General features: G+C 44.3%; 12 protein-coding genes. 7 read left to right on the forward strand and 5 right to left on the reverse strand.

The features are described 5' to 3' along the window. Both F8H35_RS01425 and F8H35_RS01430 read left to right on the forward strand, forming a co-directional pair. A partial coding sequence (locus F8H35_RS01425; RefSeq protein ID WP_472571788.1) for a hypothetical protein occupies positions 1-600 on the forward strand: 600 nt, incomplete at its 5' end. After that, entirely contained in the window at positions 597-3,581 is a 2,985-nt protein-coding gene (locus F8H35_RS01430) for a tetratricopeptide repeat protein (protein WP_472571789.1), read from the forward strand. The genes F8H35_RS01425 and F8H35_RS01430, both read left to right, overlap by 4 nt. Here F8H35_RS01430 and pdxA read toward each other — a convergent pair. The 5 genes from pdxA to F8H35_RS01455 are packed head-to-tail and all read right to left on the reverse strand — an operon-like array spanning position 3,578 to position 8,839. Beyond that, positions 3,578-4,537 carry a 4-hydroxythreonine-4-phosphate dehydrogenase PdxA gene (gene pdxA, locus F8H35_RS01435; protein WP_472571798.1) on the reverse strand — a complete coding sequence of 320 codons (960 nt, stop codon included), beginning with the start codon at positions 4,535-4,537 and terminating at the stop codon, positions 3,578-3,580. The genes F8H35_RS01430 and pdxA overlap by 4 nt on opposite strands. Next, a complete protein-coding gene (locus tag F8H35_RS01440) occupies positions 4,510-4,806 on the reverse strand; it encodes a hypothetical protein (protein WP_472571790.1) in 297 nt (98 codons plus the stop codon). The genes pdxA and F8H35_RS01440 overlap by 28 nt, the downstream gene beginning before the upstream one ends. Beyond that, entirely contained in the window at positions 4,736-6,034 is a 1,299-nt protein-coding gene (locus F8H35_RS01445; protein WP_472571791.1) for a bifunctional 3,4-dihydroxy-2-butanone-4-phosphate synthase/GTP cyclohydrolase II, read from the reverse strand. The genes F8H35_RS01440 and F8H35_RS01445 overlap by 71 nt, the downstream gene beginning before the upstream one ends. A 1-nt stretch (position 6,035) precedes the next feature. Continuing rightward, complete coding sequence (clpP, locus tag F8H35_RS01450) at positions 6,036-6,638, reverse strand: ATP-dependent Clp endopeptidase proteolytic subunit ClpP (protein ID WP_472571799.1); 603 nt, start codon at positions 6,636-6,638, stop codon at positions 6,036-6,038. A 47-nt stretch (positions 6,639-6,685) separates the two neighbouring features. Beyond that, positions 6,686-8,839, reverse strand: a complete 2,154-nt coding sequence (locus F8H35_RS01455) for a RelA/SpoT family protein (protein ID WP_472571792.1) — start codon at positions 8,837-8,839, stop codon at positions 6,686-6,688. A 67-nt stretch (positions 8,840-8,906) separates the two neighbouring features. Here F8H35_RS01455 and murI point away from each other — a divergent pair, with 67 nt between their 5' ends. The 5 genes from murI (at position 8,907) to F8H35_RS01480 (ending at position 11,741) form a co-directional block, all read left to right on the forward strand. Beyond that, positions 8,907-9,695 (forward strand): glutamate racemase, encoded by a 789-nt coding sequence (gene murI, locus F8H35_RS01460; protein ID WP_472571793.1) that lies wholly within the window; start codon positions 8,907-8,909, stop codon positions 9,693-9,695. After that, the gene (gene rph / locus F8H35_RS01465; protein ID WP_472571794.1) at positions 9,682-10,392 is read left to right on the forward strand and encodes a ribonuclease PH; all 711 of its coding nucleotides are present in this window, start codon (positions 9,682-9,684) and stop codon (positions 10,390-10,392) included. The genes murI and rph overlap by 14 nt, the downstream gene beginning before the upstream one ends. Further along, positions 10,389-10,991 (forward strand): RdgB/HAM1 family non-canonical purine NTP pyrophosphatase, encoded by a 603-nt coding sequence (gene rdgB, locus F8H35_RS01470; RefSeq protein ID WP_472571795.1) that lies wholly within the window; start codon positions 10,389-10,391, stop codon positions 10,989-10,991. The genes rph and rdgB overlap by 4 nt, the downstream gene beginning before the upstream one ends. A gap of 62 nt (positions 10,992-11,053) precedes the next feature. Beyond that, the gene (locus F8H35_RS01475; RefSeq protein ID WP_472571796.1) at positions 11,054-11,563 is read left to right on the forward strand and encodes a DivIVA domain-containing protein; all 510 of its coding nucleotides are present in this window, start codon (positions 11,054-11,056) and stop codon (positions 11,561-11,563) included. Continuing rightward, positions 11,478-11,741, forward strand: coding sequence for a DUF167 domain-containing protein (locus tag F8H35_RS01480; protein WP_472571797.1), 264 nt, complete (start codon positions 11,478-11,480; stop codon positions 11,739-11,741). Before F8H35_RS01475 ends, F8H35_RS01480 begins: the two co-directional genes overlap by 86 nt. Positions 11,742-11,798: the final 57 nt, after the last annotated feature.

Consider the following 11,798-nt stretch of genomic DNA (forward strand, 5'->3'; position numbering starts at 1 on the left):
GACAAAGAGTTTGTCTATAGGGAAGCAATAAATATGGATATGCCAAAACTTGCACTTAAAACATCTGAAGAGATTGCCGTTCAAACAGGAAAAATAGTTTGGTATAGAAGAGCCTTAAAGTTGGCATTGGCTTTAAAAAAGTGGAACGAAGCCTTAAAAATTGTCAACCAGATAGCAGAGAAAGACCCCAAATTTTTAAAAGAAGGTCTTATTATTTCTCAAACAGCTAAAGATAAAGAAAGTTTCAGAAAGTTTGCTCAAAAACTGATAGAGAGTGGAAAATTTACACTAGAAGATCTCAAGTCCATAGTTTTCTTTGAGCTTTCTCAGAGAGATTACAGTAGCGCCGAAAAGTTCTGTATAAAAGCCCTAAAAAAGAGAACCGACAGAAATACTGTTGACTTCTGCCTTAAGGTAGCCCTCTGGACGAAAGATTACCGGGAGGTAAAGAAAATAATAGCGGAAAGCTTTAACAGGTTCAGAAACGACAGGGAGATGCTTGAGGAATTCCTAAAGGTAGCCAGAATGGTAAACGACAGGGAGCTCCAGCTGAAACTGGCCGACAGACTCCTTAAGCTCGTAAATGGAGAAAACAGATGAGAAAAGGGTTAATCCTCCTTGCAGTTACCCTCTTTCCAGTAAAAGCTCTGAGCTCAACACTCTTCAGTGTCCAGCTCTACACGGCAAAAAACTGCAAATACGCAGAGAGTTTCCTCTCAAACCTACCTAAAAAGCTGAAGGCTCACGCTTTTATATACAGAACGGACAAAGGATTCTGCACAGTCAGGCTGTGGCCATCTCCTTCAGTAAAAGAGCTGAGGAGAAAATTAGAGTTTCTAAAGTCTTACGGTTTTAAAAAAGTATCTATAGTCAAAACAGATTCTAAAAAGTTAAAGTTAAAAAAGAACAGAAACTCTGCAGTAAAAGAATCTAAAGAAGATAAGCTGCTCCTCCTCCTCTACCAGACGTACCTTGCAAACAGCAAACTTAAAAAGGCACTTCAGGTGGCACTGAGGGGAACAGAAATTCACCCTGAAGATTTCCGATGGTGGGAGAGGGTCGCTCAGGTATCCCGGTGGTTGGGAAAGAAAAAGCTCCTGCTCAAAAGCTTGAAAGAGTTAGTTTTCCGGTTTAAAAAGGCCAGGTATCTGAAGGAACTCTACACAGTTTCTCTTGCAGAACAGGACTTTAAAACGGCTGAAAAAACAATAGAGTTCTCAGAGAAGTTGAAAAAACACGTTTTCAGTCCCCAGGAAGTGATGTTCCTACTCTACGCAACAAAGAACCCTCAAAACTACATAGAGAAAGTTCTACCTCTGATACAGAACTCTCCACAGGCAATGAGAGAACTTGTCTATATTTACTGGAACCAAGGAGAGCCTCAGAAGGCTAAAGAGGTACTCAACGAGATAAAGAAGAAGTTTGGCTTTAAACCTCAAGACTACCTTATGCTGGCCTACATTCTATTCTCCGAGAAGAAGTTTACCGAAGTTTTAAAAACTCTAAAGGAAGCCTACAGGCAAAGGATAGAAAACCCTGAACTGATCGGAACTCTAAGCGACCTTGCCTGGGCCTTAGGTGATGTAGAAACGGCAGTAAAAGGGTCTGAAGAGCTCATAGAGAAAGGAAAAGGAAGGCCCGACGACTACATGAGGCTTGTTGACTATTTCTACTACCTAAACCCGAAAAAGGCTTTTGAGTATGCCTTAAAAGGCTGGAAACGGTTTAAAACAGACTCTCTTCTCCTTCCACTTTTAGATCTTTCCGTAACTACGGGACACCAGGAAGAGTTCTTAAAAACCTTTAAAAACCTTCCAGAAAAAAAGAGAAGAGAACTCCTCAAAAACCCGGCTGTCCTTTCACTCTACGTTTCTGTTCTATCTAAAATAGGAGAGAAGAGGAGAGCCGAGGAACTCCTTGAGAGCTACTTAAAAAGAAAGCCTAATAAGGACTTAATTTCCCAGTATATATACCTCCTCATAGACTCAAAAGAGAGAGATAAATTAAAAAACGCCCTGAAGGAGTTTAAAACCTATCGGATAAAAGCCCCTTTTGCCTTTATCTCAGCATACCTCTACCTCCAGAACGGAAAAGAGGCAGAGAAGATATTAAAAAGTATCAAGATTTCCGAAAATGACTTCAACAAACTTCTCACAGAGGCAGACGTTTTAGAACTGTTGGGGAAAGAGAATGAAGCTTACAGAATAAGAAGACAGGTTCTGCTCAGAGTTAAAAAGGAAATAGAAAAGGGAAATCTATCGGAAGACTCCGTTGAGGCCTACCTGAGAGCGCTGATGTACTTCTCCAACCAGCCTCAGTTTGAAAAAGAATTTCAGAGATGCAAACGGTTTTTAACCAAAAAAATTGGAGAAGACATCTACTACTCTTACCTCCTTGCTAAGGGAAGGTTTGAAAAGCTCCTATTTAGAGAAAGAGAAAAGAGATTAAAAGTCTGGATGAAGTTAAGCCTTTCACTCTTAAAAGAAGATCTCTACTCCCTTAGAAAGCTTACTAAGTACTACTTAGAGGAGCTCCCCATACGGGACAGAGTTACAGCCTTTAAGGAGATAGAGAAACCGGGAAAAGCCTTTCTAATAGCGTTTAAGGGGCTGAACGACAATCCTTACGACAATAGACTCTACAGACAGTTCAGGGATCTAACTGTAAACTACGCTTCCCACTACTACGTAAGCCTCTCTTACCGTAAAGTGGGAGCTCCCTACTTCTTAACACTCTCCCAGGAGCTCCTCCTGAAACTTGAGAACTCCCTCTACAGCGGAATCTCAACAGAGAGTAACTTCTTAACCAGGAAAGGCGGAACCTTCTCGGAGAGTGTCCTCTACTCCCACTGGGTAAACATTTACGTTAAAAAGCTCTTCAATAACTCACAGCTGAAAATAGGGGTATCGGACTACACCGCTAAAGGGGAATCGGAAATCGGATTTTCCGCTTCGGAAACAGTTAGAGGTCCCTATCAGTCAAGCTTTTCACTGGAAGCTTACAAGGGAGCTCCCACTGAAATTTCAGAACAGGCAATCATCAGCTGCTGGAAGGAAGGGCTTAAATTCAACTTCACAGTTCCGTACAACAACAGAATAGGCTTTTACGCTTCAGTTGAAAAGAATGGCTACTTCTCGGCAGACGGCAGTAAAATAGGAAACGGAACACTCCTTTACGGGGAGCTCTCATTCAAACTGAGAACCGGCTACCCAGATTACACTCTTAGAACCTACGTTCAGAGGGGAATTTTTAACGAGAAGAAACACAAAAACACGTTTACAGACAGAATATCAAAGTTCAAACCATCAGACATCCTGCCAGAAAACTACTACCAGATAGGAGCAGGTTTTAACTTCGGAAGCGAAAACAGGTTCAGCTTTGTAAGGGTCTGGAGACCTTTTTTCAGCTCCGAAATCAACTACTCAAACACGTACGGTTGGGGAAGTAGCGTAACCGGTGGTATAGGCGGAAGTCTCTTTGGGAAAGATAACCTAAGAATTGAAATTCAGTTCTTCAAAGGGTTTAAAGGTAAGGGAACAAACGGATTTACAGTTGAAAGTGGGTATAGAAAGTGGTTTTAACGAAGAAGTTTAAGAGCTATCTTTACTGCCTCTCTGAAACTTCCCGAATCTGCAACTCCTTTTCCAGCTATGTCGTAAGCCGTTCCATGATCAACAGAGGTTCTTACAATTGGAAGACCCAAAGTAACGTTTACACTTCTGCCAAACCCCGTAACCTTAACCGGTATCAACCCCTGGTCGTGGTACATGGCCAAAACTACATCAAACTCTTTAGAGAGAGCTCTGTTAAAAACGGTATCGGCAGGGTAGGGGCCAAAAGCTTTAATGCCCGACTCCTTCGCCTCCTCTACAGCAGGAGCTATCTCCTCTATCTCCTCTCTACCGAAGAGTCCACCCTCTCCTGCGTGGGGGTTAAGTCCACAAACGGCAATCCTACTTCCCGGAAAAGCTCTGTTTATCAGAACGAGCTTTTCTAAAACAACCTCCTTTTTCACTCTCTCTGGAACTTCTCTCAAAGGCAGGTGGGTTGTGAGAAGAACCACTTTTAATTTCTCATTTGCAAGCATCATTGCGTAGTTCTTAACACCAAAAGAGGAAGCTAAAAATTCGGTATGCCCAGGAAACGGAAAATCGGCAAGTTTTATAGCCTCTTTGTTTATGGGAAGCGTAACGATAGCTCCTATCTTTCCAGTTTTAGCATCCTCTACAGCACTTTTCAGAAAGGAAAACTGGGCAACGCCACAGGATTTAGAAACTCTACCAACTTCAAAATCAAGCTCAGGAATAACGTTTCTCAGGTAAACTCCAGGTTCTTCCGGAATCTCTGAAACTACCGGAAGTTCAGAGGGGAGGTTGAGGAGCTCCCCGTAGAACCGTAGCACGCTCTCTGAACCGTAAACCACGAAAACTCTACCAAGGGAAGAAAGGTAGGGAAGAGACTTAAGGAGAACCTCAGGGCCTATACCTGCAGGATCCCCTAAAGTTATACCTACTGCTGGTTCTCGTTTCTCCTTAATTCCTCAACCCCCTCAAGGGCTGCTTCCGCCCTTTTCAAAAACTCCGAAGCTATCCTTTCGCTCAGGTTCTTAAGGTCGTTGCTGAGCTGCCTCAGCTTGTACTTCAGCTCAATATTTTCCTGTTCAAGCTCTTCAATCCTCTGCTCAAGCTGAGAAACTCTTTCCTCATATTCCTTAACTGTCTCTTCAAAGAGGGAGCTAATTTGAGTCGTTAGCCCCATTATCCGGTTCTTTAGCTCCTGAGGAATTTGAAACTCCTTGTCTTCCATTTTCCTCCTCCAGTTCTATCAGGTGCCCCAATTTCTCCCTTTTGGTTTGAAGGTAGCCGATATTATACTCGCAAACTCCCGTAATAATCGGTACTCTCTCAACAATTTCAAGCCCGTAACCTTCAAGACCGATCAACTTCTTCGGGTTGTTTGTCATAAGGCGCATCTTCTTAACGCCTAAATCTCTCAGTATCTGAGCACCTATTCCAAAATCCCTCATGTCTGCCGGGAATCCCAGCTTTTCGTTGGCCTCAACTGTGTCAAAGCCATGGTCTTGAAGGTGGTAGGCCTTAATTTTATTGACAAGGCCTATGCCCCTTCCTTCCTGACGGAGATAGACGATTACACCTTTCCCCTCTTCAGCTATCATCTCCATAGCTCTGTGGAGCTGAGAACGGCAGTCACACTTGAGGGAGCCAAAAACATCTCCGGTTAAGCACTCAGAGTGAACTCTGACCAGAATTGGCTCATTTTCGTCTATCTCTCCCATAACGAGGGCAACGTGCTCCTTGTTGTCTACTAGAGAAGTATAGGCGTAAATCTTCCAGTTTCCATAAACGGTTGGAAGGTTTGCAACGGCCTCCCGCCTTATAAGGCTTTCACTCTTCATTCTGTACTCAATGAGGTCAGCTATGCTGATTATCTTAAGGCCATGCTCCTTAGCGTAGTCTAGGAGTTTGGGAAGACGCATCATTGTTCCGTCTTCGTCCATAATCTCGCAGATCACTCCGGCCGGGTAAAGGCCGGCAAGCCTTGCAAGGTCAACAGCAGCCTCTGTATGGCCTGAGCGTTTAAGAACCCCACCTTTCCTTGCCCTTAGCGGGAAAACGTGGCCGGGTTTAATAAAGTCTTCTGGTTTTGCATCGGGAGAAACTGCCCTCTTTATGGTTATTGCCCTATCGTAGGCAGAGATTCCAGTCGTCGTTCCGAACTTAGGGTGGGCATCAACAGAGATGCAGAAGGCGGTCTCTTTGGGGTCTGTTGGCCTAAGGGTCATGGGCTCAAAGCCAAGCTGGTCGCAACGCTCTTCAGGAAGGGCAAGACAGATAAGGCCTCTACCGAACTTGGCCATAAAATTTATAGCTTCAGGAGTAACTTTCTCGGCAGCTATAACAAGGTCCCCCTCGTTCTCCCTGTTTGGGTCATCAACAACGATGACCATTTTCCCCTGTTTTATATCCTCAATCGCCTCTTCAACCCTGTTAAGGGGGAACCTGCCCTTTACCAACTTACTCTCCCCTCCTTGTGAGAACTCTATCTATGAGGCCGTACTCTCTGGCTTCTTCAGCGCTCATAAAGAAGTCTCTGTCTGTATCCCTCTCAATCTTCTCAAGGGGCTGACCTGTATGTTTTGCAAGTATCTCATTTAACATCTGCTTGAGCCTTAGTATCTCCTTTGCGTGTATCTCTATGTCTGTAGCTTGTCCCTGAAAGCCTCCAAGGGGCTGGTGGATCATTATCCGGGCGTGGGGGAGGGCAAAACGTTTGCCGGGAGCTCCCGCCGCCAAAAGCACCGCTCCCATACTTGCAGCCTGCCCCATACAGATCGTTACAACGTCGGGCTTTATGTACTGCATGGTATCGTAGATAGCAAGGCCTGCAGTTACAACCCCACCGGGGCTATTTATGTACAGGTATATGTCTTTTTCCGGGTCTTCAGCCTCTAAGAAGAGGAGTTGTGCAACGATAAGGTTTGCAATATGGTCGTCTATGGGTGTTCCAAGCATAACTATTCTGTCTTTTAAAAGCCTTGAGTAGATGTCGTAGGCTCTCTCTCCTCTCCCCGTCTGCTCAATAACTATAGGAACGTACTGGCTGATTACCTTTTCCATTTCCATTCAATCCTCCTGAAAGTTTTGAGAAATAAGATATGCCTAACTTAGCCAGCTGGCTGTTTTAAGCTTTCCCTCTGTATCCTTTTGGCTGCTATTACACCTTTTATTCCCCTTATGGCGTTGAGGAGTTTCTGGAGCTCTTCCCTGCTCTTTACTTCAACAACAAAGTCAAGAACGGCCCTGCCGTGAACAGAACGGGTGGTAACAGTCTTTATGTTTATGTTCTGCTTTGATATTGCAGAAGAGATCTCTGCAAGCATTCCAGGCCTGTCTTCTGTTGAAACCCTTATCTTTGCCGGGTAAACCCTGTCGGAAGGGACAAAGTTAACCCTTACTATCTTACCGGGGGAACTCTCCTTTATCTGCCTCACAACTACGCAGTTCGCAGCATGGATAACAACGCCTTTCCCGGTGTTTATCACTCCAACAACCCTATCGCCGGGAAGGGGATGGCAGCAGGTAGCAAGGGAAACGGCAACATTGTCAATCCCATCAACGGTTATGGCAACGTTTCCTCTAACGGAACTCCCCTTCCTCTTTTTCCTCTTAACCTCAACCGGAAGACCCAAAAGCTTCCTTGCGGCAGTGTCGGGCTCAATCTTCCCAAAGCCTACGTCTATCAAGAGAGAGTCCAGCTTTGAATACCCTAAGCTCTTTATCCTCTCAAGTACCTCTTCACTTTCAGAAACTGCACTTAAGGTTGAATTAAGTTTCCTTAGAGCCTTATCAACCAGGCTTTCTCCCAACTTCCTTGCTCGCTCGCTCTCCTCTCTCCTCAAAAAACTCCTTATGGCCTGACGGGCTTTAGAGGTCTTTACAAAGTTGAGCCAGTCCCTGTTGGGCCTCTCTTCATTCCCGGTGATAATCTCCACCCTGTCGCCACTCTTTAAGACGTAGTTTAAGGGAACCAGCTTGCCGTTAACCTTTGCAGCCCTGCATCTGTGACCAACAGAGGTGTGAATTGCATAGGCAAAGTCAACAGGAGTTGCTCCAACGGGAAGGGTCTTTATGTCTCCTTTGGGAGTGAAAACGTAGATGTCCTCGTTGTAGAGGTCTTTACGAACCGAATCTATAAATTCGTTGGGATCCTTCTCTTCCTTAACCCACTCCAAAAGGTTCCTGAGCCAGAGGAACCTTTCCTTTTCGGCCTCGGAGAGAGCTCCCCCACCCTCTTTGTACTTCCAGTGGGCGGCAATACCAAGCTCTGCAACCTGGTGCATCTGGTAAGTCCTTATCTGAAACTCTATAAACTGGCCCTTAGGCCCTACAACTGTTGTATGGAGAGACTGGTACATGTTGGGCTTTGGAACGGCTATGTAGTCCTTTATTCTTCCGGGAACAGGAGTCCAGAGACCGTGAATTATCCCCATCACTTGATAGCAGTTGCCAACGGTATCTGTGATTACCCTTATTCCTGCAACGTCGTAAACTTCTTCAAAGGGAATACCTTTTGTTACCATCTTTCTGTAGATTCCGTAGATATGCTTAATTCTCCACTGAATATCTCCCTTTATGCCGTTTTTCTGGAGCTCCTCTCTAACCGTTTCAATAATCCCTTCAAGGTATGGAAGTATTTTTTTCTTTTTCTCCTTTACTTTTCTCTCTATTGAGTAATAGGCTTCAGGGTCTAAATACTTGAGAGAAAGGTCTTCAAGTTCGTTCTTTATCCTGTACATACCTAAACGGTTGGCAAGGGGGGCATATATGGTGAGGGTTTCCTTTGCGTTCCTCAGCTGACTCTCCCTCTTCATGTGGTGGAGAGTCCTCATGTTGTGGAGCCTATCTGCAAGCTTTACAATGAGAACTCTGATATCCTCTGCAAGCGAAATAAGGAGGTTTCTGAAGCTCTCCGCTTCTTTCTCTTCCTTACTCTGAAAAGAGTAGCCTTCTAACTTTGTAACACCTTTAACGATAAAAGCAATCTCCTTTCCAAACTCCCTCTCAATCTCTTCAATAGTGGTGTCTGTATCCTCAACAGTATCGTGTAGAAGGCCTGCAACGATCGTTGGAGTATCCATGCGGAGCTCCGCCAGTATGTAAGCAACCTCAGCCGGGTGGACAAAGTAAGGTTCTCCCGATTTCCTAAACTGTCCCTCGTGCTTTTCCTTCGCAAACTGGTAAGCCTTTCTTATCAAGTTCTCATCAAAGTTTGTTCTGTACTCTTTTACTTTGTCTATAATTTCCTGACAGCTCCTCATTTAAATTCACCTTTTAAAACCTTATGACTAACCTAATTAAATAAAGTGATTTAACTCAGGAGATGCAATGCCAGAGAGCCCAATAGGAATATTTGACTCCGGAGTGGGAGGGCTTACAGTCTTAAAAGCCCTGAGGGAGCTCCTTCCCGGCGAAAACCTCATCTACTTTGGAGACACAGCAAGAGTTCCCTACGGAACAAAATCCCATAAAACAATAATAAAGTACAGTATTCAAAATACAAAGCTACTTGAGAGATTCAGAGTAAAAATGGTTGTTGTGGCCTGCAACACATCATCTGCACACGCCTTAGATATATTAAAAGAAGAGTTCCCATTCCCCATTGTCGGCGTTGTTGAACCGGGAGCAAAAGAGGCGGTAAAGAACAGCAAATCTGGAAGAATAGGAGTTATAGGAACTGAGGCAACTGTTAAAAGTGAAGCCTACAGGAAGGCGATAGTATCTTTAGACCCTTTCTGTCAGGTTTACCAGAAGGCCTGTCCCCTATTCGTTCCCCTGATAGAAGAAGGGTGGCTTGACGATGAGATAACAGAGATGGTTGCAAAGCGGTATTTAGGGGAGCTCCTTTCAAAAGAGATAGACACTTTAGTTTTAGGCTGCACCCACTACCCCCTCATAAAAAAAGTCCTTTCCCGGGTGTGTGGAGGGGTAAAGCTGGTAGACTCGGCAGAAGCCGTTGCAAGGGAAGTTGAAAAACTCCTTCCTTCAAAGAACAGGGGAAACAGGGGAACAGTTAGAATACTGGTAAGTGACAAAACAGAGCGGTTTGAGAGAATAGCCAGAATGATAATGGGAGAGGAAGTTGAAATAGAGGAGGTTGAAATTGATAAGGAGTGACGGGAGAGCCCCTGACCAGCTGAGGGAAGTAAAGATAACCCTTGACTTCATAAAACACGCAGAAGGCTCCTGCCTCATAGAGTTCGGAGATACGAAAGTTATCTGCACAGCCTCGGTTGAGGAGAAAGTTCCGCCGTTTTTAAAAGGAACAGGGCAGGGATGGATAACTGCTGAATACTCAATGCTTCCAAGGGCAACAGCCCAGAGAACAGTAAGAGAAGCGGCAAAGGGAAAACTGACAGGAAGAACCCAGGAGATACAGAGGCTTATAGGAAGGTCCCTGAGGAGTGCTGTAGACCTCACGGCTTTAGGAGAAATAACCATCTGGATTGACTGCGACGTAATCCAGGCAGACGGGGGAACCAGAACTGCCTCAATAACCGGTGCTTTTGTTGCCCTATACAGGGCACTTGAAAAGATAGGTAAAAGAGAAGCCGTAAAAAACTTTATAGCAGCTGTAAGCGTTGGAATTGTTGACGGCCAGCTCCTATTAGACCTCAACTACGAAGAAGATTCAATGGCAGAAGTTGATATGAACGTAGTTATGAACGACCGGAATTTATTTGTAGAAATTCAGGGAACCGCCGAGGGAGAACCGTTTTCAAGAGAGGATCTAAATAACCTTTTAAACCTTGCTGAAAAAGGAATTAGAGAGCTCATCTCCATCCAGAAAATCTCATTAGGGGTTAACCGGTGAAAGTGGTATTTGCAACCAAAAACAGGGGAAAGGTAAAAGAGGCACAGGAGAAACTTAAGGAGTTTGGAATAGAGGTTGTACCTATTGACGAAGTGGAACAGATAGAATCTCCAGAAGAGACTGGAAACACCTTCTGTGAAAACGCTTACCAGAAGGCAACCTACTACGCAGAGAAACTGAGAATACCTGTAATAGCCGAGGACTCAGGCATTGAAGTTGAAGCACTCAACGGCAAGCCAGGAGTTTACTCCTCAAGGTTTGCTGGAGAAAGGGCAACTGATGAGGAGAATAACAGAAAACTGATAGAGGAGCTCCAAAAAAGAAGGTTGGTGAGCTCCCCTGCCAGGTACGTCTCCTTTGTCTTTTTAGCCTTTCCAGAAAGGTACGGTATCTGGAGTGAAGGAGAAGTTAGGGGAAAAGTGATAACTGAACTCCGTGGAACTGGAGGATTCGGATACGATCCTCTCTTCATTCCTGAGGGTTACAGTAAAACCATGGCAGAGCTCCCGCTAAACGAGAAAAACAGGATAAGCCACAGGGGGAAAGCACTTGAGAAACTTGTAAAAACAATTATTGATATCAAAAAACTTAAAACTTAAAACCTTAAACTTGAAACTTCCTGCTGTTATAATCAGTAGAAATCAAAATCAACGAGGACAGAATGAAAAACGCCAAGAAGCGCAGACTGACTCCTCAGGAGATAAAAAACCAAGAGTTCAGCAAAAAGCTCTTTGGATATGACCCCGACGAGGTTGAGATATTCCTATCAACAGTCGCAGGTGCTTACGAGGAGCTCCTCAAAGAAGTTGAAAGGCTGAAGGCGAAAACGCCCGAATACAAAGCTGAACAGGTAATGGAGAAAGCCAAGAAGGAAATTGAAAAGTTAGTTGAGACAAAGAAGAAAGAGCTTCAGGAACTAGAGAAGAAGAAAGAAGAAGTTGAGCTTGAGATTGAAAAACTCAGGTTTACTCAGAAAAAGATGACAAACCGTCTAAAACTTGCACTTCTTGAGATGACAAGAATACTAAAGGAGCTTGAAGAAGATGTTAAAGGTAAAGGAGAAAAAGGGAGCCCTGGAGATAGAGGTGAAAGTCCAGCCCAAAGCCTCAAGGAACAGGATAGAGAAGGTAGAGGAAGGGAGGTTGAAGATAAGAGTAACAGTTCCACCTGAAGGGGGAAAGGCCAACAAGACGGTTGTTGAACTCCTTGCAAAAAGGTTAAAAGTCCCCAAAAGCTCCATCCAGATAGTAAGAGGGGAAACGAGCAGAATAAAAACAGTTAGAGTAGAGGGGATAACTTTGGCAAAATTGCAAGAAAAACTTGGCATAGAAGGGGTAGAACCATCTTGACAAGGTATCAGAATAATAGTATTTTCATGATTAAAGCCTTGGAATACTTGGCTTAAA

It is taken from the genome of Thermovibrio sp. (assembly GCA_015488335.1).
Lineage (GTDB): Bacteria > Aquificota > Aquificia > Desulfurobacteriales > Desulfurobacteriaceae > Balnearium.